General features: G+C 66.4%; 20 protein-coding genes. 15 read left to right on the top strand and 5 right to left on the bottom strand.

The window, feature by feature from the left end:
* Nucleotides 1–4 precede the first annotated feature (4 nt).
* The 4 genes from DBZ32_RS01365 to DBZ32_RS01350 are packed head-to-tail and all read left to right on the top strand — an operon-like array spanning nt 5 to nt 4,098.
* Entirely contained in the window at nt 5–466 is a 462-nt protein-coding gene (locus DBZ32_RS01365) for a tripartite tricarboxylate transporter TctB family protein (RefSeq protein ID WP_119165362.1), read from the top strand.
* Between the two features lie 2 nt (nt 467–468).
* Nucleotides 469–2,007, top strand: coding sequence for a tripartite tricarboxylate transporter permease (locus tag DBZ32_RS01360; protein WP_119165322.1), 1,539 nt, complete (start codon nt 469–471; stop codon nt 2,005–2,007).
* A gap of 58 nt (nt 2,008–2,065) precedes the next feature.
* The gene (locus DBZ32_RS01355) at nt 2,066–3,256 is read left to right on the top strand and encodes a CaiB/BaiF CoA transferase family protein (RefSeq protein WP_119165321.1); all 1,191 of its coding nucleotides are present in this window, start codon (nt 2,066–2,068) and stop codon (nt 3,254–3,256) included.
* On the top strand, nt 3,253–4,098 hold the full coding sequence (locus DBZ32_RS01350; protein WP_235829943.1) for a citryl-CoA lyase: 846 nt from the start codon (nt 3,253–3,255) through the stop codon (nt 4,096–4,098). Before DBZ32_RS01355 ends, DBZ32_RS01350 begins: the two co-directional genes overlap by 4 nt.
* A 156-nt stretch (nt 4,099–4,254) precedes the next feature.
* Here the strand turns inward: DBZ32_RS01350 and DBZ32_RS01345 are convergent, their stop codons facing one another.
* Nucleotides 4,255–4,557: a hypothetical protein gene (locus DBZ32_RS01345; RefSeq protein WP_119165320.1), complete on the bottom strand. Its 303-nt coding sequence runs from the start codon at nt 4,555–4,557 to the stop codon at nt 4,255–4,257.
* A 119-nt stretch (nt 4,558–4,676) separates the two neighbouring features.
* Here DBZ32_RS01345 and DBZ32_RS01340 point away from each other — a divergent pair, with 119 nt between their 5' ends.
* The 10 genes from DBZ32_RS01340 to DBZ32_RS01295 all read left to right on the top strand — a co-directional run bounded on the left by DBZ32_RS01340 (nt 4,677) and on the right by DBZ32_RS01295 (nt 16,356).
* A complete protein-coding gene (locus DBZ32_RS01340) occupies nt 4,677–5,552 on the top strand; it encodes a LysR substrate-binding domain-containing protein (RefSeq protein WP_119165319.1) in 876 nt (291 codons plus the stop codon).
* Nucleotides 5,553–5,675: 123 nt separating this feature from the next.
* A complete protein-coding gene (cobS, locus tag DBZ32_RS01335) occupies nt 5,676–6,446 on the top strand; it encodes an adenosylcobinamide-GDP ribazoletransferase (protein ID WP_119165318.1) in 771 nt (256 codons plus the stop codon).
* 651 nt (nt 6,447–7,097) lie between these two features.
* Nucleotides 7,098–8,423: an imelysin family protein gene (locus DBZ32_RS01330; RefSeq protein ID WP_328587469.1), complete on the top strand. Its 1,326-nt coding sequence runs from the start codon at nt 7,098–7,100 to the stop codon at nt 8,421–8,423.
* 135 nt (nt 8,424–8,558) lie between these two features.
* Nucleotides 8,559–9,605 carry a hypothetical protein gene (locus tag DBZ32_RS01325; RefSeq protein ID WP_119165316.1) on the top strand — a complete coding sequence of 349 codons (1,047 nt, stop codon included), beginning with the start codon at nt 8,559–8,561 and terminating at the stop codon, nt 9,603–9,605.
* Nucleotides 9,606–9,619: 14 nt separating this feature from the next.
* On the top strand, nt 9,620–11,146 hold the full coding sequence (locus DBZ32_RS01320) for a di-heme oxidoreductase family protein (RefSeq protein ID WP_235829942.1): 1,527 nt from the start codon (nt 9,620–9,622) through the stop codon (nt 11,144–11,146).
* 3 nt (nt 11,147–11,149) lie between these two features.
* Nucleotides 11,150–12,235, top strand: a complete 1,086-nt coding sequence (locus DBZ32_RS01315) for an imelysin family protein (RefSeq protein WP_119165315.1) — start codon at nt 11,150–11,152, stop codon at nt 12,233–12,235.
* A 105-nt stretch (nt 12,236–12,340) separates the two neighbouring features.
* Nucleotides 12,341–13,333 carry a DUF1513 domain-containing protein gene (locus tag DBZ32_RS01310; protein WP_162906503.1) on the top strand — a complete coding sequence of 331 codons (993 nt, stop codon included), beginning with the start codon at nt 12,341–12,343 and terminating at the stop codon, nt 13,331–13,333.
* Between the two features lie 125 nt (nt 13,334–13,458).
* A complete protein-coding gene (locus DBZ32_RS01305; RefSeq protein ID WP_119165313.1) occupies nt 13,459–13,770 on the top strand; it encodes a FeoA family protein in 312 nt (103 codons plus the stop codon).
* Nucleotides 13,767–16,100 (top strand): Fe(2+) transporter permease subunit FeoB, encoded by a 2,334-nt coding sequence (feoB, locus tag DBZ32_RS01300; RefSeq protein WP_119165312.1) that lies wholly within the window; start codon nt 13,767–13,769, stop codon nt 16,098–16,100. The genes DBZ32_RS01305 and feoB overlap by 4 nt, the downstream gene beginning before the upstream one ends.
* A 7-nt stretch (nt 16,101–16,107) precedes the next feature.
* Nucleotides 16,108–16,356, top strand: coding sequence for a FeoC-like transcriptional regulator (locus DBZ32_RS01295; protein ID WP_119165311.1), 249 nt, complete (start codon nt 16,108–16,110; stop codon nt 16,354–16,356).
* Here the strand turns inward: DBZ32_RS01295 and DBZ32_RS01290 are convergent.
* From DBZ32_RS01290 to DBZ32_RS01280, 3 genes are read right to left on the bottom strand one after another with little or no spacing between them, the layout of a single operon-like run.
* On the bottom strand, nt 16,341–17,852 hold the full coding sequence (locus tag DBZ32_RS01290) for an aldehyde dehydrogenase family protein (protein WP_119165310.1): 1,512 nt from the start codon (nt 17,850–17,852) through the stop codon (nt 16,341–16,343). The genes DBZ32_RS01295 and DBZ32_RS01290 overlap by 16 nt on opposite strands.
* On the bottom strand, nt 17,849–18,718 hold the full coding sequence (locus tag DBZ32_RS01285; RefSeq protein ID WP_119165309.1) for an NAD(P)-dependent oxidoreductase: 870 nt from the start codon (nt 18,716–18,718) through the stop codon (nt 17,849–17,851). The genes DBZ32_RS01290 and DBZ32_RS01285 overlap by 4 nt, the downstream gene beginning before the upstream one ends.
* Nucleotides 18,718–20,190 (bottom strand): N-acyl-D-amino-acid deacylase family protein, encoded by a 1,473-nt coding sequence (locus DBZ32_RS01280; RefSeq protein ID WP_119165308.1) that lies wholly within the window; start codon nt 20,188–20,190, stop codon nt 18,718–18,720. The genes DBZ32_RS01285 and DBZ32_RS01280 overlap by 1 nt, the downstream gene beginning before the upstream one ends.
* A gap of 120 nt (nt 20,191–20,310) precedes the next feature.
* On the opposite strand from DBZ32_RS01280, the gene DBZ32_RS01275 reads away from it, so the two are divergent.
* The gene (locus DBZ32_RS01275) at nt 20,311–21,564 is read left to right on the top strand and encodes an amidase (RefSeq protein WP_119165307.1); all 1,254 of its coding nucleotides are present in this window, start codon (nt 20,311–20,313) and stop codon (nt 21,562–21,564) included.
* A 24-nt stretch (nt 21,565–21,588) separates the two neighbouring features.
* On the opposite strand, the gene DBZ32_RS01270 is transcribed toward DBZ32_RS01275, so the two are convergent.
* Nucleotides 21,589–22,539, bottom strand: a complete 951-nt coding sequence (locus tag DBZ32_RS01270) for an N-carbamoyl-D-amino-acid hydrolase (protein WP_119165306.1) — start codon at nt 22,537–22,539, stop codon at nt 21,589–21,591.
* Nucleotides 22,540–22,550 lie beyond the last annotated feature (11 nt).

Raw genomic sequence — 22,550 nt, 5'->3', positions numbered from 1 at the left:
ACCCATGCGCCTATCCAAGGACCGCATCGGCGGTCTCCTGTTGCTCGCTTTCTGTATTGCCTATGGCCTTCTGAGCCAGGACATCCGGCTGTTGCCGTTTCAGGAGAACACGGCGTTTCACGCCCGTACCATGCCCGAGATCCTGGCGATTCTGGGGATCGGGCTGTCGCTCGCGACGATCGTCTTTCCGGGGTCGCCCGAGACTCCGCGTTTCGCGGGCTACAACTGGATCACCTGCGGTTTGTTCCTGGCCTTGATGTCGCTTTACGGCTTCAGCATTCGGCCGCTCGGCTTCCTGCTCTCCACCTCGCTGTTTCTGATGCTGGGCTTCGCGCTCTTGGGGGAGCGAAAGCCCGTGACCCTCGTTCTGGTCGCGGTGCCCTTGGTGGTCGCCTTCTGGGTTCTGATGACGCAAGGGCTCGATGTTTTCATCGAGCCCTTGCCAACTTTCCTGCGCGGGGCCTGACCATGATCGAAGGCATCATGATCGGCCTCTCGACGGCCCTCACTCCGACCAATCTGGCTTTCGTCATGATGGGCTGTCTGGTCGGAACCTTCATCGGCATGCTGCCCGGCCTCGGTCCCATGTCGGCGATCGCCCTGATGATTCCGATCGCCGCCAGCCTCGACCCCTCCGCCGGCATCATCCTGATGGCCGCCGTCTACTACGGCGCGATCTTCGGCGGCTCGACCTCCTCGATCCTGATCAACGCGCCGGGGGTCGCCAGTACCGTCGCCAGTTCCTTCGACGGTTATCCCATGGCGAAAAAAGGCATGGCCGGCAAGGCGCTGGCCATAGCGGCCTATTCCTCCTTTTCCGGCGGGGTGATCGCGGCGCTGTTTTTGCTGGTCGCGGCGCCCTTCCTGGCCAGCGTCTCGCTTTCCTTTCACTCCACCGACTACTTCGCTCTGATGGTCCTGGGACTGATGGCCGTCGCCGCCTTCGCCGGTAAGGGCGACATGATCAAGGCGCTGCTGATGACGGTGGTGGGCTTGATGCTCTCCACGGTCGGAACCGACCAGACCCAGGGTGTGCCGCGCTTCACCCTGGGGATGATCGATCTGGTGGACGGCATCTCCTTCCTCCTGCTGGTGATGGCGACCTTCGCGCTGTCCGAAGCCCTGATGGCGATTCTCAAGCCCAAGCAAGACGCCGACCGATTGAAGGAGAAGAACGCGTCGCAGAACCTCGGGTCGATGGCGATCAGCCGGGCCGAGGTCAAGGAGATGGCGCCGGTGATCGGGCGCTCCTCGATCCTCGGGTTTCTGGTCGGCGTTCTCCCCGGAGCCGGGGCGACCATCGCGAGCTTCCTGGCCTACGGCACCGAGCAGCGCCTGGCGGGGCCCGAGAAGGGCAAGGCGTTCGGAAAGGGTTCGGTGCGCGGGCTGGCAGCACCGGAGACGGCGAACAATGCCGCCGCCACCGGCTCCTTCGTGCCTCTGCTCACGCTCGGCATCCCCGGGTCCGGCACGACCGCAATCATGCTGGGCGCCCTGATCAGCTACGGCATCCAGCCGGGGCCGCGACTCTATATCGATCAGCCGGCGGTCTTCTGGGCGGTGATCGTCTCCATGTGGATCGGCAACATCGTGCTGCTGATCCTCAACCTGCCGCTGATTCCTTACATCGCGCGGATCCTGGCGGTACCCTCGCGCTTTCTGTTGCCGTTGATTCTCTTCTTCTCGCTGATCGGCGTCTACTTCGTCAGCTTCAACACCTTCGACATCCAGCTCATGGTGATCTTCGCCATCGCCGCCGTGCTGCTTCGTTTTCTGGATTTCCCCATGGCGCCGATGATCCTCGGCTTCATTCTTGGCGGGATGATGGAGGAGAACCTGCGGCGGGCGCTTCTGATCAACAACGACAGCTGGTCGTTCCTTTGGGAACGGCCGTTGACCCTATCGATTCTCTCGATCGCAGCCGCCTGTCTCGTTGCCCCTTTTCTGACCTCGCAACTGCGTAAGCTGAAGAAACAGGTCTACGACAAGGCCGGCGAGGGCGGATGACCCGACGGCTTCGAGGCGAACTGTCCGGCGCAGGTCCAAGCGCGCGGGGCCGGAGACCGTGAAGCCGCTGGAGGGTGTGCGGGTTCTCGATCTGACGAACGTTCTGGCCGGCCCATTTTGCTGCCATCAGCTCGCGCATTTCGGCGCCGAGGTCATCAAGGTCGAAGCGCCAGGGCGGGGCGATCTTGCGCGCAATCTCGGGGCAGATGGGGATCTCAACGCCCGCGGCATGGGAATCTCCTTCCTGGCGCAGAACGCGGGGAAGAAGTCGGTCACCCTCAATCTCAAGAAGGCGGAAGGTGTCGCGCTCCTGAAGCGGCTGGTCGAAACCGCCGACGTGTTGGTGGAGAACTACCGTCCCGGTGTCATGCGGCGGCTGAGCGTCGGCTACGACGTCTTGAAAATCAGCAATCCGCGCCTGGTTTACTGCGCGATTTCCGGCTTCGGTCAAGACGGTCCCTGGGTCGACCGCCCCGCCTACGACCAGATCGTGCAGGGCGCCTCGGGCGTGATGTCGATCACCGGGGACGCTGAGACGGCGCCGCTGCGCGTCGGCTACCCGGTCGCCGATACCATCGGCGGGCTCACCGCGGCCTTCGCGATCTCGGCGGCGCTGAACGCGCCGGAGCGCGGGACCTACATCGACGTCTCCATGCTGGAAGCGACCATCGCCACCATGGGCTGGGTGGTGTCCAACTATCTGATCGGCGGTGTCGTGCCCGCAGCCCAGGGCAACGAGAATATGACCTCGGCCCCCTCCGGCGCTTTTCGCGCCGCCGACGGCCTGCTCAACATCGCCGCGAACAAGGACGAGCAGTGGCAGGCGCTGGCGCGGCATCTGGGGCGCGACGACCTGTTGGCCGATCCCGCCTACGCGACGCGCGAGGAGCGCAAGGCGAATCGCCGGATCTTGAAGGTCGAGTTGGAACGCAGTTTGGCCGCCCGGCCCGCCGGGGACTGGGTCGAGGAGCTCAACCGCATCGGGGTACCGGCCGGGGTCGTCCAGAGCCTGCCCGACGTACTGGCCCATCCGCAGATAGCCGAGCGTGGACTGCTGGCCACTTTTCCTGACGTGGCGGGTGTGGAGCGGGACGTTACGGTCGTACGCACCGGCGTCAAGCTCGACGGCGCGGCGCCGGCCGTCGAGACGCCGCCGCCACAGCTTGGGGCGCACAACGACGAAGTCTATGGCGAACTCGGGCTGTCGGGCGACGAGATCCGGCGGCTGCGTCAGGAAGGAGTCCTGTGAACGACACGACAAAGACGGGTGCGCCTGAAGCCGGTGTTGCGGCGATGGACGTGGCGGACTGGTGGCGGACCGAGATCATCGACATGGCACCCGGCGCGATTCGGGTACGGGGACGGCCGATCGAGGAGCTGATCGGAAACGTCACTTTCCCACAGATGATCTGGCTGATGCTGCGCGGCGAGCTGCCGGGCGCGAGCGCGGCCAAGCTGTTGGAGGCGGCGCTCGTCGCCGCCGTCGACCACGGGCCGCAGGCTCCCTCCATCGCCGCGGCGCGGATGGCCGTGACCTGCGGCCTGCCGCTGAACGGCGCCTTGGCCAGTGCCGTCAACATGCTGGACGACGTCCATGGCGGGGCGGGCGAACAGGCGGTCGAACTCTACGGTCTGATCGACGATGCGGGCGGACCCGAGGCGACAGAGGCTTGCCTCGAGCGCTGGACGACGGAGCGCTCGGCCTTCATCCCCGGCTTCGGTCATCGCTTCCACAAACCGGTCGACCCGCGGGCGCCGCGTCTTCTCGGTCTTGTCGATGCGGCTGCACTTGAGGGTGTCTGCACAGGCCGCTTCGCCGCCATCGGTCGGGCTGTTGAGACGACGCTTCTGGCGCGCAAGGGTAGGCCCGTCCCGATGAACATCGATGGCGCCACGGCCGTCATCTTCGCGGAACTGGGGTTCCCGCCACCGCTGGCCCGCGGCCTCTTCTGTCTCTCGCGCTCCGTCGGCATTCTCGCCCATGCTTTCGAACAGATGGGCCAAGGCGGGCGCAACAAGGGGCCGACGCCGCCACGTTATCGCTGGACCTACAACGGCCCGAATCCTATCGAGACCGACGACGCCGGGTAGCCGTTTCTCTCGCCGTCATCGCGGCCGCGTGCCCCTTTCCGCTCGCTTGCTTGAGACCCGCGTGTTGGCCGGGGATCTTGGAGCTCGCGAGCTGTCTCGGCGCCTACGAGGAACAGCCACCGATATCATGCGTCTCGCATCCGGGAGGCATGTTCGTCAGTCCGACAGGCCGCGGCGTTTCCGGGCCACCCGTCGCACCTCCAGGGCGGCGTTCACATGAAGCGGTAATCTCGATCCCCAGACGACTTCCTCCCGCGTCACGCCGATATCGTCGAGTGTTTTTTCATCCAGTGTCAGCATGTTGAGGAAGGCCAGTCTGGCAAGTCGCTCGTCTCTCCGGCGGCGCAGCGACTCCGAGAGACTTCTCCAAAATCCCAGCAGATCATTGAGGTGATGGGAAAACGTCAGATGACGAAGGGGGAAAGAGACGGCCTTTTCGGTGACGGCGGCGTTCCACATGCTGCGGCTCCCAAATCCCGGTTGTCTGGCTATTCGAGAACAGCATGCCGGTGAACAATTGACCAATCCAGAGAATTGATCTTATCATATAGATCAATTTTATTGATGGATTTCCTCTTATGAAACCCACCGAAACGACTTTGATCGAAACCGACCTGCTGCGGACGTTCGTCGCGATTTCGGAGACCGGCAGCTTTGCCGCTGCGGCAAAGCGTGTCTGCCGCACCCCCTCGGCGGTCAGCATGCAGATGAAGCGCCTCGAAGAGATTCTCGGCCAGGAGCTTTTCACGAAGTCCGGCCGCACCGTGGCGATCAACCGCCAAGGCGAGATGCTGCTCGGTTACGGCCGGCAAATTCTTCGATTGAATCAAGAGACCATTTCACGCTTCCGCGTTCCGCCTCTCGAAGGCCGGGTCAGCTTCGGCGCGCCCGACGACTTCGGGACGCGCTTTCTGCCGAGTATCCTCGCCAGGTTCGCCGCAACCCATCCGGACGTCAGTGTCGAGGTGGTCCTGGCGCCGAGCGTCCATCTGATCGAACTGGTAGGCTCCGGGGAATTGGACCTGACGCTGGTCACAACGGAGATGGATAAGATCGCCGGCAGGTCCGAGCGGGTCGTCTACAGCGAGCCCCTGGTTTGGGTCGGTCTCGCCGGGGGAGCTGCCAAAACCAAGTCCCCGCTGCCCTTGGCGCTTTCGGGCCGAGGCTGTTCCTGGCGGTCCGTCGCGCTCAACGCGTTGGACCGGATCGGGCGGCCCTACAAGGTCAGCTACACCTGCGAGAACTGCCAGGGCCAGTTGGCGGCACTGCTTGCCGACCTGGCTGTTGCGCCCTTGCCTGTCAGTCTCATGACCTCCCGCTATGAACAGCTTGGCGCTGCCGATCGCATGCCGTCTCTCGGACCCTATCAGATTCGTTTGATCGAGAAGTCGGCTCTCAGCGAAGCGGGTCGTGCCTTTGCCGATCATGTGGTCGAGAGCTTCCAGGACCTATAGGGTCCTCTCGCGTTTCCTGCCGGGGCACACCCATGGGAGCACGCCGGGCGAAAGGCGCCAAACAAACCGAAAGACGCCGAACCGCATGACGGGACTCCGATACGAAGATACCGGTGGAACTGCATGATCCGCTGGCTGAGAATCGAAGCCAGGATCTTCCTGCTGGCTCTGCAGTTCCTGACCCGGCTGCCGTTGCCGCGAGACGTCGGCTACACGCCAGAACGTCTTGCTGCGGCGACGCGTTACTATCCGGCGGTGGGTCTTCTCGTCGGCGGCATTGCAGCGCTGGTTTTCTTGGCTACCGTCCAGGTCTTTCCGCCGCTACTCGCACTGCTGCTGGCGACCGTGGCGACTCTGCTGGTCACCGGCGCGTTCCATGAAGACGGTCTGGCGGACACCTTTGACGGTATCGGCGGCGGCGCGACGCGCGAGGCTGCGCTGACAATCATGAAGGACAGCCGTATCGGCACCTTCGGCGCCGTGGCGCTGGGGCTTGTGCTGGCGACGAAGGTGGCCGCCCTCGCGGCGCTTCCGCTAGCCGCCGTCGCCTTGGCCCTGATCGTCGGGCATGGCCTGAGCCGCCTGTCGAGCGTGTTCGTGATCGCGACCAGCCGGTACCAGCGCGCCGAGGGGACCGGTAAGCCGACGGCCGAGGGTATCTCCGCCGCCGGCCTCCTGTGCGCGCTCCTGACAGGATTGGCTGCCGTCGCGGTGGCGCTCGTCTGCTTGCCGGGCGCAGCTCTGCTCTGCGGATTGGGTGGCCTGCTCGCCGGACACCTCGCCATCCGCCTGATCTTCGAGCGCAAGCTGGGCGGCTACAGCGGCGACACCTTGGGCGCCACCCAGCAGGTCGGCGAGGTGGCCTTCTATCTCGGTCTTGCCGCTTGGCTCTAAAAGTGGTGTGGCACGGTCTGCCCTAGGAGACTCGCGCCATTGGGGCCGAAGCCGCCAGGGTTGGGGCAAAGGGTTTGGAGACCGCGTTTTGCACAGGTTGGATCGAGGCGACGGCTTCCGACGACGCAGGGTGTAGCGCGGAGACGGCGCTCTCGTGCTGAGCCGTCTTCGGCAGCGGTTTTGGGTGAGGGTTTGCGGTTGGGTCCGAAGACCGCTCCAGCTCTCGTGCATCCTGCATCAAACGCGTCAGCTGACCCGTTCCTACGCCGCGCCAGATCATCATGGGCGAATCCTCCTCAAGTCGATCATGCAGGGTATCGCTAATGCGAGGCATTCGCAATAACGCTCCGGGTGAGTGCTCCATGTCTGCTGTCGAGGTCCTCTCGATTGCGTCGCAGCCTCCCCGCCCCTGCAACGCGCCGCCATGATCCACATCAATGCGAATGCGAGTCGCTCGCAATTATGAAAGATCAAGTCGATTCACGATTTGCGATCGCAATCCTGTCTTGACAGGGGATGGTTCGTGGGACTGAATGCGATTGCGAGTCATTCTTAACTTATAAGCTGTTTCAGGCCAGTCGGCCGGAGGGGCTGCGATTGTGCGGAATTGACATCGAAACTCCAGGCGACGCGAAGCAAGGGACGGAGACTATGAGAGCCATGACCGCCGGTGCGACAGGCGCGGCTGCCAAGACCGCACGCGCGACAAGATACGGATTTTTGGCCGGCGGAGCGCTGCTGGTCGCCAGCCTTCTGACGGCGGCCGCAGGCAAAGCGGCCGAACCGGCGGCCGTATTGGACACCTATGCCGACATTGCGCAGGCTGGCTACGAAGACTCTCTGATCACCGCACGGACGCTGCGTGCGACCATCGAAGCTCTGGTCGAGGCCCCCAGCGAAGAAACGCTGATGCAGGCCCGCGCCGCTTGGCTGGCCGCGCGGATTCCCTATCAGCAGACCGAGGTCTATCGCTTCGGCAACGAGATCGTCGACGATTGGGAGGGGCGCGTGAACGCCTGGCCTCTGGACGAAGGTCTGATCGACTACGTGGAGGGCGACTACGGCACGGAGTCGGACGAGAACCTCTATTACGCGGTCAACGTGGTCGCCAACTCCACCCTGACGGTGGGTGGGCGCTCGATCGACGCGACGGCCATCACGCCGACGCTCCTCAGCGACGTTCTGCATGAGGCGGACGAGGTCGAGGCCAACGTGGCGACCGGCTATCACGCCATCGAATTTCTGCTTTGGGGCCAGGATCTTAACGGCACCGGCCCTGGGGCCGGGACGCGCCCCGCGACCGACTTCGACATGGCCAACTGCAGTAATGGAAATTGCGACCGCCGCGCCGAATACCTGGTGGCGGTGACCGATCTGCTGCTCGCGGATCTGGAGGAGATGGTCGAGGCCTGGGGCGAGGACGGCGAAGCGCGTGCCGCGCTGACCGCGCAGGGCGAGGACGCGGGTCTGATCCGCATCCTCACCGGCCTTGGCTCCCTGTCCTACGGGGAGCTGGCCGGCGAGCGCATGCGGCTGGGGCTGTTGCTGCACGACCCCGAGGAAGAGCACGACTGCTTCGCCGACAACACCCACAACAGCCACTTCTACAACGTCGTCGGAATGATCAACGTCGTCACCGGAACCTACCGGCGCATCGACGGAACGCGGGTCAGCGGTCCCGGCCTGGAGGCCTTGCTCGCCGACGCCGATCCAACCGTGGCGGGGGAGCTGCGTGCCGGTCTCGAGCGGAGCTACGACGCCGCGCTGGACATGGTGCATCGGGCCGAGCGGGTCGAGAACTACGACCAGATGATCGCGGCTGGCAACGACGAGGGGAATGCGACGATCGAGGCCGTGATCCAGGCCTTGGTCGACCAGACCCGCAGCATCGAGCGGGCCGTCGCGGCGCTCGACCTGCAGCCGATCGCCTTCGAAGGTTCCGACAGCTTGGACAACCCGAACGCTGTTTTCCAGTAACACGCGGCTGAAAAGACAAGTAAGTGCGCCATCGCATCTTTATGTTTTCTTCTGGTCTTGCGCCCATGATCGATAGATCTATGGATGGTGAGGGAAGAACAGATGCGTAAATGTTCTCGTTATTTGGGTATTTGTGTGTTCGCATGCTTCTCGTCGGCCGCGCCGCTCGCAGCCGACGAGAGCTATCCGCGGATCTCCGGCGAGGTCGCCTTCGAGATCGAGAACGACTATGTCTTCGAGGCCGAGGACTCGGACGCGGAGTTGAACGACCTCTTCGCCACCGTGGAGCCGAGCATCCGCATCGAGCCGGTCGAGCATGTGGCGATCGTATCGGGTCTGGTGTTGGAGCCGGTGCGGGATGCCGATGACGATCGTTACTTCGAGGACCACGGACTCTACGTCGAGCAGCTCTTTCTCGAGTACAGCGACGACTGGGGCCGTGTGTTCGGAGGCAAGTTCAATCCCTCCTTCGGCGTTGCTTGGGACTTGGCGCCGGGGATCTTCGGGGTCGATTTCGCCGAGGACTACGAGCTGACCGAGCAACTCGGCGGCGGTGTCGCGCTCGGCTTCGGCAATGCGCGCAACGCCTATCTCGGGGTCGTTGAGGTTTCGGCCAACATCTTTCTGGCGGACCGAAGCCTTCTGTCCGAGAGCGTGATCAACGGTCGCGGAAATCTCGATCTCGATGAAGGCGGCGCGGGCAACACGAAAGGTCCCGGCGCCTTCAGTCTCACGCTGGACGGCAGCGACGTCGCGGCCTTGCCGGGCCTGTCCTACCACCTGGGCCTTCGATTTCGTGCCGGCGGCGAAGACGAAGACGGCGACGAGTCCGGCCTCGTCTTCGGTCTGGTGCAGGCCTTCGAGATCGACGAGAACCAGACGTTCGAGCTGATCGGCGAGGCCGCCTACTTCTCCGACTTCGACGCCGGCGAAGAGGAGGCGGTCTACGTGACCTTGGGCGGTGCCTACTACCTGGGCAACTGGAACGTTGCCGTTGTCGGTGCGCTCCGCGATACGGCGCTCGGCGACTCGGCGGTTGATACCGATCATCTGGCTCAGGTCTCGGCGGGCTACGCCTTCGACTTCGGTTTGGGCTTCGATCTCGGGTACCGCTACGGCCGGGAGGAGAGCAACGAGACCCACACGCTCGGCGCCTTGACCAGCTATACCTTGGAGTTCTAACGGAGACCGTGATCGTGAAGCCGCTCGCCTTCGTCGCTCTCTTCTCGGCCATCGCGTTCGGGGCCGTTGCCGTGTTTGCGGCGCCGGGCGAGCGGTCCCTCGATCATCGTGACGACCTGACCGCCGAGGAGCGGGAGCGGGTCGCGGGCGTGTTGGCTTTGCCCGAGGACTTCACCAGGGCCGAAGCTTTCGAGCGTTGGCCCGGCGGTGGCGGCACGTCGCGCAAGCTGATCAATCGCGATGCTTTCTCTCATCCGCTGGAGACGCTCGACTTCGAGCAGGAACAGCTCTTCCGGGTCGGCAACGGCATCTTCCGGAAGCTTTGGGTCAGCTCGCCCGCCTCGACTGAGGCCTCGGACGGTCTGGGGCCGCTGTTCAATGCCCGCTCCTGTCAGCGCTGCCACCTGAAGGACGGGCGCGGGCATCCTCCGCGGGAAGGGGAGACGGCGATCTCCATGTTCCTGCGTCTCTCCATCCCGCCGCAGGACGAGGCGCAACGGCACCTTATCGAGACGGGACAGGCCGGCGTCATTCCCGATCCGGTTTATGGCGGCCAGTTACAAAACTTCGCCGTGCCGGGGCATCTCGCGGAAGGCCAGATGACCATCACCTACGAGGAGCTGCCGGTCGAGCTCAACGGCGGTGAGGCCGTGAGCCTGCGCAAGCCGGTCTACGGCATCGCCGATCTCGGTTACGGGCCGACCCATCCCGAGCTGATGGTGAGCCCGCGGGTGGCCAACCAGGTGATTGGCCTCGGTCTGCTGGAAGCCATCCACGAAGGCGATATCCTGGCCCAATCGGACCCGGACGACGCCGATGGCGACGGCATCTCCGGACGGCCGAACTGGGTGCGCGACGATGTAACCGGCGAACTGGTTCTGGGGCGGTTCGGTTGGAAGGCGGGCAATCCCAACGTGCGGCAACAGTCGGCGCACGCTTTCGCCGGAGACATCGGCATCTCGACGAACCTCACGCCTTACCACGCGGGAGAATGCACCGAGGCGCAGACGGCCTGCCATGCGGCGCCGACGGGCGTCCAGGCCGCGCTCGGCGACGTGGAGGCGCCCGACACCGTGCTCGATCTCGTCACCTTCTATGCCGAAACTCTGGCGCCCCCGGCGCGCCGGGACCTGGAGGAGCCGGAGGTGCTGCGCGGCAAGTCTCTGTTCCATGCAAGCGGCTGCGCCGCCTGCCACACGCCGAAATATGTTACCCGCCGCGATGCGCCGATCGAGGGGACGAGTTTCCAATTGATCTGGCCCTATAGCGATCTTCTGCTCCACGACATGGGCGAGGGGCTGGCGGACGGCCGGCCCGAGTGGCGGGCGAGCGGGCGCGAGTGGCGCACCGCGCCGCTGTGGGGAATCGGGCTGACCGAGACGGTGAACGGCCACACCTTCTTTTTGCACGACGGCAGGGCGCGCAACCTGCTCGAGGCCATTCTCTGGCACGGCGGCGAGGCCCAGGCGGCCCGCGACGCCGTGGTGGCCATGACGCCGGAGGAGCGCGACGACCTCCTGGCCTTTATCGGATCGCTCTAGACCATGGTTTTGAGTCGCTCAGTCTTCACCGCCGCAATCGCCTGGGCTTTGCTGATCGGCGGCGGTCAGGCGCTGCGCGCGCAAGACGCTCCCGACTACGCGCAGGTGGTGGAAACCGCTGTCTCAGCCAGCATTCGCCCTGCGTACGACTCTGTCGCCGAGGCCTTTGCCGAACTCGACGAGACTCTGTCGGCCCGCTGTCGGGCTGGGAACACGCCGGACGGCCCGGAGGTCGGGCGGGCTTTCGCCGGTGCCGTCGCGGCCTGGGGCGGCGCTCAGCACCTTCGGTTCGGCCCGGTCATGGAGGAAGACCGCTATCTCAGCATTTTCTTCTGGCCGGACCCGCGAAACTTCACCAGCCGTCATCTGAGCGGCCTCAAGGCGGCGCTGGGCGATAAACCCTTGTCCGCCGAGAGTCTGGCCCAGATGAGCGTGGCGGTGCAGAGCCTCTCCGCCTTCGAGCGGGTGATGACCGATCCGGAGCAAGCTTCGGAGATCGGACTGCCGCGCTGCGACCTGGCCTTGGCGATCACGGCGAACCTGAGCGATAAGGCGACGGCGACCGCCGCCGCGTGGCAGGAGGGGGCGACCTACCCGCTGCTCTTGACCGAACCCGGCGCCGAGAACCCGCTCTACCGAGACGACCGGGAGGCGATGTCCGAGCTGTTCAAGGCGCTCGGCAGCGGCCTGCAGTTCCTCTCGGAGCGAACGCTCCTGCCGGTCGTCGGCGCCTCGATCGAAGCGGCCCGGCCGCGCCGCGCCGCCTTTCGCCGCAGCGGCCTGACCATGATGCACCTTCAGGCCATGGTTACCGGGCTCGAGGCCTACTATCTCGAAGGCGGTATCGCCGATGCCGTGGCGGCCGGCAATCCGGAGATCGACGCGCGGATCCGCGATCGCTTTCAACAGCTCTCGACCACGCTCGACGCGATCGAGGGTCCCTTCGCCGAGTCCGTGGTCGATCCGGATCAACGCAGCCGCTGGCGCTATGCCCTGACGCTCGCCGAGCTTCTGGTGCGCGAGGTCAACGGCGGAGCTTCCGCCGCGCTGGGGCTTTCGCGCGGGTTCAATGCCTTCGACGGCGACTGAGCCATGGCGGGTCCGGTAACTCTCTCCCGGCGCGCCCTGCTTGCAGCGTTTGCGGCCGGCGCTGTCCGACCGTCCATGACCTGGGCGAAGGAGCGCTTCGCCTTTATGGCTGCTTGGCAGGCAGGCAAGGGCGGCTACCGTGCCGGTGTTCTGACGGCGGCGGGACAGACGCTGCAGGCGGTCGATCTGCCGGGGCGGGGACACGGGATGGCCTGCGATTCCGCGGGACGGCAGGCCGTGATCTTCGCCCGACGGCCCGGCCGCTTCGCCTTGGTGCTCGATCTCCGCACGGGAGAGCGCAGAGCGGAGATTTCGGCGGTGCGGGGACGGCACTTCTACGGTCACGGCTGCTTTTCGGTCGACGGGCAGCGGCTCTACGCGACGGAGAACGACTACGAGGGCGAGCGGGGGGTGATCGGCGTCTACGACGCGGCCGACGGCTTCCGCCGGATCGGCGAGCTGCCGAGCCATGGCGTCGGCCCGCATGAGCTTCGTCTGCACCCGGACGGCGGCACACTGGTCGTCGCCAACGGGGGCATTCTGACTCATCCCGACGTGCCGCGTGCCAAGCTCAACCTTACGGAAATGGCGCCCTCGCTCGTATTCCTTGAGGCTTCGAGCGGCCACCTGCTGCACCGGGTCGCTCCGCCCGCAGCGCTGCATCGCCTCTCGCTGCGCCACCTGGATATCGCATGCGATGGCCGGGTGGCGGTGGTCGCGCAATGGGAGGGGGATCCTCTGGAGCGACCGCCGCTGGTCGGATTCACGGCCCTCGGCGAACCGCTACGGCTGGTCTCGGCGCCGGAGGACGGGCAGGCGGGCATGAGGAACTATTGCGGCTCCGTCGCCTTCTCCGACGACGGCAGCCGCCTCGCCGTCACCGCGCCGCGCGGCGGGCTGGTGACGCTCTGGCGCAGCGACGGCAGCTTTCTCGGCGCCGAGGAGCTGCCGGACGTCTGCGCGGTCGGTGCCGTGCCGGGCGGGTTTCTGCTGGCGTCCGGCGAGGGCCACTTGGCGGAGCTGCGGGGCGGACGCCTGATCCCCGTCGACCGAAGTTCGCGCCGCTTCGACAACCACCTGATGCCTTTGTCCGTCTGACCTCCGCGGACGGTGCCCGGCGAAAGGCGCCACCGAACCGGCGACAAGACTGCTTGATCGATATCAATGAGAATGATTATCAATCTCGATAAAGTCACCCTTGAACTTGGCTTGAAGAGGTCGGAATGCCGCCAACCAGCCGCGCTGCTGCGATCACCGCCGAGGGACCGCCCCTCGACCGCTCTCTGGCCGGGGTCCCGCAGGGTCGAACCGTTCGGATCGACTCGCTGCACGCCGGGCAGGTGACGAATCGCAGGCTGACGGAGCTGGGTCTGTGCAGCGGCACCCTGGTCGAGGTCCTGCAGAACCACGGTCGCGACGGGGTGATCGTGGGCCTGGGCAGCGAGCGTCTGGCTTTGCCGCGCTCGCTCGCCGTACGCGTCTGGATCGCGGAGTGTCCCGAGGTCGCCGGCGTGGCCGGGGGGACCGCGTCATGACCTCGATCACCATCGCCCTGATCGGCAACCCCAACACCGGCAAGACCTCTCTCTTCAATCAGCTCACCGGCCTGCGGCAGCGGGTGGCGAACTGGCCGGGCGTCACAGTGGAAAAGCGCAGCGGTCCCTTCCGCCTGGGCGCGCTGAAAGGTACCGCGGTGGATCTACCTGGTATCTACTCGTTGGCCCCCTCCGAGACGTCCGAGGACGAGGGCGTGGCGCGGGCCTACCTGGCAGCCTGCGAGGCGGATGTCGTCATCGATATCGTGGACGCCGCGAACATCGAGCGGCATCTTTATCTGGCTGTGCAGTTGCTGGAGCAGGGCTATCCGGTGGTGGTCGCGCTCAACATGATGGACGTGGCCCGCGCCAACGGCATTGAGATCGATATCGCCGCTCTATCCCGCCGGCTCGGCTGTCCTGTGGTGCCTCTCGTCGCGTCGCGCGGCGAAGGTCTGAGCGCTCTGGAGGTGGCGGTCCGGCAAAGCCTGCGCGGCCGCTCGCGGCAGCGTTCCGACCTGATCGATCACGGTCAGCTGATCGAGGACGCTCTCGGCGACATTGCCGTCGCTCTGATGCAGGGAGGCATGACGACGGTTCCGGCGCGACGCACCGCGATCCGCCTGATCGAAGGAGACAGCAACAGCCTGGCGGATCTTGCACCCGACAGTACAGCGGCGGTCGCGGCGCGCCTAGCCGCTCTGGAGCGGGACAGCGGCGCGCCGTCGGACCTGCTGCTGGCAGAGGGCCGCTACGGTTTCATCATGGCGGCAACGGGCGAAGTCGTGCAGCGCCGCCGCAAGTTATCGCGCGCCGTTTCCGACCGGATCGACCGTGTCACTCTGCACCGGGCGCTCGGGCTCCCGATCTTTCTGGGCTTGATGTATCTGATGTTCCTCTGGACGATCAGCATCGGCGGCGCTTTCATCGACTTTTTCGATATCCTCGCCGGGACGCTCTTCGTCGACGGTGTCGCCCAGCTTCTCGCTGGCCTGTCGGCTCCGATCTGGCTCTCGGTGATTTTAGCCGACGGGATCGGCGGCGGCCTACAGACGGTCGCCACCTTCATTCCCATCATCGGCTGTCTCTTTCTGTTTCTCGCCGTGCTGGAGGACAGCGGCTACATGGCGCGCGCGGCCTTCGTGATGGACCGCTTCATGCGTACCGTCGGTTTGCCGGGCAAGGCCTTTCTGCCGCTTCTCGTGGGATTCGGCTGCAGCGTGCCGGGCGTGATGGGAACGCGCATTCTCTCGGATGCGCGGGACCGTAAGACGACGATCATGATGATCCCCTTCATGTCCTGCGGCGCGCGGGTTCCCGTCTATGCGCTCTTTGCCGCCGCCTTCTTCCCGGTTAACGGCCAGAACCTGGTCTTCGTCCTCTATATCGTGGGGATTCTGGTCGCGATCCTCACCGGCTTCGCGCTGAAGCGTACCCTGCTGATCGGTAGCACTGCCGGCCCTGCGGTGATTGAATTGCCGCGCTACCATCTGCCGACCCTGCGCAATGTTTTCCTGCGCACCTGGGACCGGCTGAAGGTCTTCGTGCGGGGCGCTGGCAAGATCATCGTGCTGATGGTCATGGCCCTCTCGATCCTGGGTGCGGTCAGCCACGACGGCAGCTTCGGCGAGGTGGCGATGGAGGAGTCGCTGCTGGCGGATGTCGGCCGCGCCATCACACCGGCCTTTGCGCCCATGGGCATCGAGGAGGACAACTGGCCGGCCACCGTCGGTATCTTCACCGGCCTGCTGGCCAAGGAAGCGGTGGTCGGAACCCTGGACAGTCTCTACGGCGCGCTTGCCGCTTCCGACGCCGGCGCCACCCAGGACGAGGAGGCGGTGACTTTCAGTCTTCTCGACGGTCTTGCCGAAGCTGCGACGACCGTTCCCGAGAATCTCGGCGGCGTGGCGGCTGCCTTGCTCGATCCTCTCGGCATCGCCATCGGCGAAGTGTCGGAACTGGACGTGGCCGCCGAGGTGCAAGAGGTCTCGACGGGAACCTTCGGCGCAATGGTCGAGCGTTTCGATGGCCAGATCGGGGCTTTCGCCTACCTGCTGTTCGTGTTGCTTTACTTCCCCTGCTTCGCCGCCATGGGCGCGATCTATCGCGAGTTGGGTTTCGGCTGGACCGCCTTCGCGGGCGTTTGGACCACCGGTCTCGCCTATGGCGTTGCGACGTCCTTCTACCAGGCAGCCCGCTGGCCGCAGGACCCTTTCGCCGCGGCGAGCTGGATCGCCGGGGTGTTGATCGCCCTGGCGTTGTCGCTCGCCGTCATGCGGTGGCTGGGTCTCCGGGACGAGACGGCGCCTCTTGTGAAACCGGCGGAGTGAGATTGCGATGCTTGTGAATCTGCGCGATCACCTGAGGCAGAGCGGACCTTGCACCTTGAGCGAGATCGCGGCGCATCTCGACGTCGAGCCGGGGACCGCCGAAGGACTTCTGGAGGTCCTGGTTCGCCGCGGCGATGCCTCGCGCGAACCCTTTGCCAGTCACTGCGGTGGATGCGCCGGAGCCTGCAGCGGAGTCTGCGGACTTCAGAACCTCGCCATCTACCGCGCCAAAAGAGACTCTCAGTCGTCGGCGTAACCGAAGGGCTGTGGCGCTTTCGCGTCGGTTTCGACCCACACGCTCTTCGGTTGCGTATACTCCAGCAATCCCTCGTAGCCGCTCGAGCGCCCGTAGCCCGAACCCTGCATGCCGCCGAAGGGCGACATCACCGAGAGCGTCCGATAGCCGTTGATCCAGAAACTTCCGGCGCGGACGGCGGCGGCCACACGATGCGCCCGGCCGACATCGGCGGTCCAGACCGCACCGGCGAGATCGAAGGGGCTGTCGTTGGCCAGCGCCAGGGCTTCTTCTTCCTCGTCGAACAGCAGGCAGGACAGGACCGGGCCGAAGATCTCCTCCCGCGCCACGGCCATCTCGGAGGTGACCTCGCCTAGGACGGTCGGCGCGTAGAAGTAGCCTTCGCCGGCGCCCTCAGGCTTGCTGCCGCCGGCGAGCACTTGTGCGCCGGCGCTGCGGCCGGCCTCGACCATCTCGAGGATGCGCGCGAATTGGCGCGCGTTGTTGATCGGACCGACTTCGGTAGCCTCGTCGAGTGGTGCGCCGACTTGGAGGCGTTTGGCACCGCCGGCGATCAGGTCCAGCAGCGGCTCCGCGACGCTGCGGTGAACCAGCAGCCGCGATCCGGCGGTGCAGCTCTGTCCGGCGGCGGCGAAGCACGCCGCCTGTGCCCCCTTGGCGGCGCGCGCCAGATCGGCGTCCGGAAAGACGATATTGGCCGACTTGCCGCCCAGTTCGAGCAGACAGGGTCGCAAATTGCGCGCCGCCGTCTCGGCGATCGCACGGCCGGTCGCGGGCGAGCCGACGAAGACGGTCTTGGCGACACGCGGGTCGGAGACGAGAGCCTGCCCGGCCGTGCGGCCGAGCCCGGCGAGAACGTTGACCGCGCCGCTGGGCAGGCCGGCCTCGTGCAGCAGCAGCCCGAGGCAGACCGAGGTCACGGGGGTCAGCTCGCTGGGCTTGAGCACGACCGCGTTGCCGGCCGCCAACGCCGGGGCCAACTGCCAGCCGGCCGTGAAGATCGGGGCGTTCCAGGGCGTGATCTGTGCCACAACGCCCAGTGCTTCGCGGCGCGTATAGTTCAGGTGACTGGTCGGTACCGGAATCACCTCGCCGTGCAGTTTGTCGGCCCAGCCGGCGTAGTAGTCGAACATCTCGGCGACCTTGAGCACCTCGGCCCGGGTGTCGCGGATCGGCTTGCCGGCGACGATGGCCTCCAGAACGGCGAGACTTTCGGCGCGCTGTCGCACCAGTTCCCCCATCCGCCAGAGCACCCGGCCCCGGGCGCTGGCCGTCACCGACTGCCAGGCCACCCGCCCGCGCTCGGCCGCCTCCAGGGCGTCGCGCGCGCCGCCGTCGCCGCAATCGGGATAGTCGAACAGCGGTTTGGCGGTGGCGGGGTCGATCACCTCGACGCTTTCGCCGCCGCCGGGCCGCAGTTCGCCCCCGATCAGGGAGCCGAACCGCTCCGGAGCACCGAACCAGATCGAGAGATGCTTCTGCAGAAGGCCGCTCATCCTCGGCTGGACTCCTTTGCGTAGGTCACCATGCGATTGAAATCCTCGCTGTCGGGCAGGCTCTCCCGCGACTCCTGCCAGATTGCAGCGGCGGCTCCCGCGAGGGCCGGAGTCACTTCGGCTTCCTCGGCCAGCTTCAGCGCGAGGCCGACGTCCTTGCGCATCAGTCCCATGGAGAAACCGGAATCGAAGTCTCCTGAGAGCACCCAGCGCGGTAGATTCACTTCGGTGACCCCGCTGCGGCCCGAGCCGATGTTGAGGGCGGCCAGCAAGGCCTCGGGCGTCAGGCCGCCGGCTTCGGCCAAGGCCAGGGCCTCCCCGGCCAGGGTCAGATGAGCTGCGCAGAGCAGATTGTTGACCAGCTTGGTGACGTTGCCGGCGCCCGGCCCGCCGCAACGGACCACCTGCCGGGACAGAGTTGCGAGCAGGGCTTCGGCGCGGTCGAGATCGGGCCGGTTGCCGCCGGCCATGATCAGCAGCTGCGCGTTGCGGGCGCCGCTCGGTCCGCCCGACACCGGCGCATCCACATAACCGAGGCCGCGCGCCGCCATCTCAGCCTGCAGCCGCCGGGTGGATCCCGGTTCGGCGGTCGAAGTGTCGATGACCAGGCTGCCCGGCGGGAGCGCCGGCGCGGCTTCCGCCACCACGGCCTCGACGATCTGCGACGTCGGTAGGGAGAGTAGCAAGGCATCGCTGTCAGCCGCCAGCTCGGTCAGACTGTCTCGGGTCGGCGAGAAGGCTTCGCGCCGCGCCTCCGCCGCATCGAAGCCGGCGACCGCGAAGCCTGCCGTTTCCAGGGTCCGCGCCATCGGCAGCCCCATGTTGCCGAGACCGACGACACCGACCTTGCGGATCGCCTGCGCCATCAAGCCGCGCTCGGCAGGGTCAGAGACTGCAGCCGCAAGGCTCGTCCCGGCCGCGCGCCGGTCGTGGCGCCGTCGCGCCAGACGCTGCGCCCGTTGACCCAAACCTCCAGGATCCCGCGCGCGGGTGTCTTGGGCGCCTCGAAGGTCGCGGCATCGATCACCTCGTCGGGGTCGAAGAGCACCAGGTCAGCGGCGGCCCCGACGGCGAGCCGTCCGCGGTCGCTCAGCCCGAACTCCGAGGCCGGCAGCCCGGTCATCTTGCGCACCGCCTCCTCCAGACTGAAGAGCTGCAGGTCCCGGCTGTAATGGCCGAGCACGCGCGGGAAGGTCCCCCAAAGTCTCGGGTGCGGATGGGAGTCGTGGGGCAGTCCGTCGGAGCCGATCATGCTGTGGGGATAGGCCAGGATCCGCTGCACGTCGGCCTCGTCCATCATGAAGAAGATCCCGCCGGCGGGTGTCAGGCGCGAGACGGCCTCCTCCACATCGACCCCCCAGTCGGCGGCGATGTCTTTCAGGTCGCGGCCCGTCGCATCGGGGTGGGGCACCGACCAGGTCACCAGCACCTTGCTGGCGCCCATCAAGCGGCCCGAGTCGAGCATGGTCGAGCCCGCGACGTAGGGATAGACATCGAGGCCGATGTGCTGCTGCCCGCGGGTCGCGTCGATCAGTGCGAGGGTTTCGACGGAGCGGCCGTAGTTGGCCTGTCCGGCGCACTTGTGATGGGAGATGACGACCGGCACCTGCGCCTCGCGCCCGATCCGGAAGGTCTCCCCCAAGGAATCGATCACGTGATCGGCCTCGTCGCGCATGTGGGTCGTGTGCAAGGCCCTGGCCTGATGCAAGGCCTTGGCCAGTTCGATCACCTCCTCGGTCGGCGCGGCCATGGCCGGCGGATAGAACAGACCGGTCGACAGGCCGATGGCACCGGCCTCCAGGCTTTGTTCGAGCCGGTGACGCATCGTCGCCACTTCATCGCCTGTGGCCGGGCGGTCGAGACTGTCGAGAGTGCCGGCCCGCAGACTTGAGTGCCCCACCTGAGCCAGGGCGTTCGTCGCCGGCGGCTCCTTGTCCAGAAAATCGAGATAGCCGGCGAAGTCGGCGAAAAAGCCCTCGGGTTTTTCGCTGATCAGGTCGAGCGGCGGCGGCGGGCGGCGGTCGATCGCCAGCGGCGCCAGGCTGACCCCGCAGTTACCCGTGACCACCGTGGTCACGCCCTGGCTGACCTTGCAGTCCATGGTCGGGTTGGCGATCAGCGCGCGGTCGTCGTGGGTGTGCACGTCGATGAAGCCGGGCGCGAGCACCTTGCCCCCGGCGTCGATGTCTTTTGCGCCCTGCCAGCCGTCGAGATCGCCGAGCGCCACGATCCGGTCGTCGCGGACGGCCAGACCGCCCGACCGAGCCGGCGCGCCGGTGCCGTCGATCAGCGTGGCGTTGCGGATCAACAAATCGGTCTGCTTCGAGTCTGGGCTCATACCGCGCGCGCTCCCCTTCGTTTTCCGCGAAGATGCTGTGAAGGCGGTGAGGATAGCCCGCTTGCGCGCTCGCTCGCTAGGGTAAGAGACATGGATCGGATACATCTTAAGGAGAGTCGGATGGAGCTTGCGGATCGGACGGCGACCTGGGTGCTCGCGGAGACGGAGGCCGGACGGCTGACGCGCGGCGACTATCTGGAGGCGTGCCTGTCGCGGATCGCGGCGCGCGAGCCGGAGGTGAAGGCCTGGGCTTGCCTGGAGGCCGACGTGGCACGCAAGGCTGCTGCTCCGGGGCCGCTGTCAGGCCTGCCGATAGGCGTGAAGGATGTCTTCGACACGGCGGACTGGCCGACCGGCTGCGGCTCGCCGCTCTATGCCGGCCACCGTCCCGGCCATGACGCGGCGGCCGTGGCGCTCGCGCGTGCCGCCGGTTGCGTTCTGCCGGGGAAGACGGTGACCACCGAGTTCGCCTACTTTTATCCCGGCCCGACCGCCAATCCTCACAATCCGGCGCATACGCCGGGCGGTTCCTCCAGCGGTTCGGCGGCGGCGGTCGGTGCCGGCATGGTGCCCTTCGCGCTCGGTACCCAGACGGCCGGTTCGGTGATCCGGCCGGCCGCCTTTTGCGGGGTGGTCGGCTACAAGCCGACCTTCGGTACGATCTCGACCTTCGGTGTGAAGCAGTTCGGCTGGTCGCTGGACACCGTCGGAGTCTTCGCGCGCGATCTGGCCGATGCCGCGCTGCTCGCCGAAGTGCTCTCCGGTTTGCCGCTGCGTCCGCGTGGCGACGCCGGCGCGCCACGGATCGGTCTCTACCGCGCGGCGCGTTGGTCGGTCGCCAGCGATCCCATGACGGCCGCACTTGAGGCCGCCGCCGCCGCCGCGCGTGCGGCCGGCGCGCAGGTCGCGGAGGTTGAGCTGCCGGAGGCCTGCGACGCTCTGTTCGACGATCAGAAGCTGGTGATGGCTTACGAGGGCGCGCGCGCCCTGGCGCACGAGCGGCGCTGCCATCGCGATGCCTTGAGCGCGCCGCTGTTGGAGTTGACGGACGCCGGCGCGCAAGCCGATCCCGGCGACTACCTGCAGGCGCGGGTGCGTACCCGCGCTGCCAGAACCGCGCTTGGCGCTCTCTTCGCCGAGGTCGATGTCCTGCTGACCCCGCCGGCCGCGGGCGCCGCGCCGCGCGGGCTGAACGCGACCGGAGACCCGGCCTTCAATCGGGCCTGGACTCTTCTGGGCCAGCCCTGCGTGACCTTGCCGGCGGGCCGTGACTCTTCGGGTCTGCCGCTGGGGCTGCAACTGGTCGGGGGCTTCGACGACGACGCCCGGCTTCTGGCCGCGGCGACTTGGCTGGAGCGCGTCCTGGCCGGGTAAGAGAGCGCTCTATGGGAAGGCAGTCTACTCGGCGGCGTCGGAGCTGTCTTTCAAAGGACCCTTGGTCTCGACAATCAGGCGATACTGCTCCGGCTCGCGGTGGCGGGCGAAGTCGAAGACGCTTTGCTTGTAGGAGAGACCGAGGTCCAGGTCGCAGGCCGCGGTGATCAGTTCGTCCTCTTCCGTCACCGCGACGGCCACCGTCTCGCCCGTCGGCGCGATGATCTGGGTGCCGCCGATCATCGGCACGCCTTCCTCGTTGCCCGCCTTGGCGACGCCGACGACCCAGGTCGCGTTCTGATAGGCGCCGGACTGCATCACGAGCTGGTTGTGGAACCATCCGAGGCGGTCGTGCTCCGGCGCGGGAGGATGGTGCACCGGCGTGTTGTAGCCGAGCAGCACCATCTCCACGCCCTGCAGACCCATCACCCGATAGGTCTCGGGCCAGCGTCGGTCGTTGCAGATACAAAGGCCGATGCGCCCGCCCAGGGCATCGAAGACCGGAAAGCCCAGATTTCCGGTTTCGAAGTAGCGCTTCTCCAGGTGCTGGAAGGCGCGCCATGGCTCGTTCTCGGCGTGGCCGGGAAGATGGATCTTCCGATACTTGCCGACGATATGCCCTTGCTTGTCGACCAGGATCGAGCTGTTGAAGCGCCGGGTCCGCCCCGCGTCTTCGGCCAGTTCGGCGTAGCCGAGGGAAAAGGCCAGACCGAGCCGCTTGGCCTCGTCGAAGAGAGGCTGAGTCTCGGGGCCCGGCATCTCCCGCTCGAAGAAGGCATCGACCTTTGACTGCTCCTCCATGAACCAGCGGGGGAAGAAGGTGGTCAGCGCCAACTCCGGAAAGACCACCAGATCGCAGCCGCGGGCCGCGGCCTCGCGGAGATGGGCGATCAGGCGCTCGACCACTTGGGCGCGGCTCTCGGCCAGGGCGATGGGCCCCAATTGGGCGGCGCCAAGGGTGACGATGCGGGGCATGTGGCCTCCTC

It is taken from the genome of Algihabitans albus (assembly GCF_003572205.1).
GTDB classification, from domain to species: domain Bacteria; phylum Pseudomonadota; class Alphaproteobacteria; order Kiloniellales; family DSM-21159; genus Algihabitans; species Algihabitans albus.
Note: the sequence above shows the minus strand (reverse complement) of the source record. Positions and strands in the feature narration are given on the sequence as shown.

Excerpts from the sequence above, each read along its gene's own strand:
- DBZ32_RS01365 (WP_119165362.1), top strand. The coding sequence starts at position 5 with ATGCGCCTATCCAAGGACCGCATCGGCGGTCTCCTGTTGCTCGCTTTC.
- DBZ32_RS01360 (WP_119165322.1), top strand. The coding sequence starts at position 469 with ATGATCGAAGGCATCATGATCGGCCTCTCGACGGCCCTCACTCCGACC.
- DBZ32_RS01345 (WP_119165320.1), bottom strand. The coding sequence starts at position 4,557 with ATGTGGAACGCCGCCGTCACCGAAAAGGCCGTCTCTTTCCCCCTTCGT.
- DBZ32_RS01340 (WP_119165319.1), top strand. The coding sequence starts at position 4,677 with ATGAAACCCACCGAAACGACTTTGATCGAAACCGACCTGCTGCGGACG.
- cobS (WP_119165318.1), top strand. The coding sequence starts at position 5,676 with ATGATCCGCTGGCTGAGAATCGAAGCCAGGATCTTCCTGCTGGCTCTG.
- DBZ32_RS01330 (WP_328587469.1), top strand. The coding sequence starts at position 7,098 with ATGAGAGCCATGACCGCCGGTGCGACAGGCGCGGCTGCCAAGACCGCA.
- DBZ32_RS01315 (WP_119165315.1), top strand. The coding sequence starts at position 11,150 with ATGGTTTTGAGTCGCTCAGTCTTCACCGCCGCAATCGCCTGGGCTTTG.
- DBZ32_RS01310 (WP_162906503.1), top strand. The coding sequence starts at position 12,341 with ATGGCTGCTTGGCAGGCAGGCAAGGGCGGCTACCGTGCCGGTGTTCTG.
- DBZ32_RS01305 (WP_119165313.1), top strand. The coding sequence starts at position 13,459 with ATGCCGCCAACCAGCCGCGCTGCTGCGATCACCGCCGAGGGACCGCCC.
- feoB (WP_119165312.1), top strand. The coding sequence starts at position 13,767 with ATGACCTCGATCACCATCGCCCTGATCGGCAACCCCAACACCGGCAAG.
- DBZ32_RS01295 (WP_119165311.1), top strand. The coding sequence starts at position 16,108 with ATGCTTGTGAATCTGCGCGATCACCTGAGGCAGAGCGGACCTTGCACC.
- DBZ32_RS01290 (WP_119165310.1), bottom strand. The coding sequence starts at position 17,852 with ATGAGCGGCCTTCTGCAGAAGCATCTCTCGATCTGGTTCGGTGCTCCG.
- DBZ32_RS01285 (WP_119165309.1), bottom strand. The coding sequence starts at position 18,718 with ATGGCGCAGGCGATCCGCAAGGTCGGTGTCGTCGGTCTCGGCAACATG.
- DBZ32_RS01280 (WP_119165308.1), bottom strand. The coding sequence starts at position 20,190 with ATGAGCCCAGACTCGAAGCAGACCGATTTGTTGATCCGCAACGCCACG.
- DBZ32_RS01275 (WP_119165307.1), top strand. The coding sequence starts at position 20,311 with ATGGAGCTTGCGGATCGGACGGCGACCTGGGTGCTCGCGGAGACGGAG.
- DBZ32_RS01270 (WP_119165306.1), bottom strand. The coding sequence starts at position 22,539 with ATGCCCCGCATCGTCACCCTTGGCGCCGCCCAATTGGGGCCCATCGCC.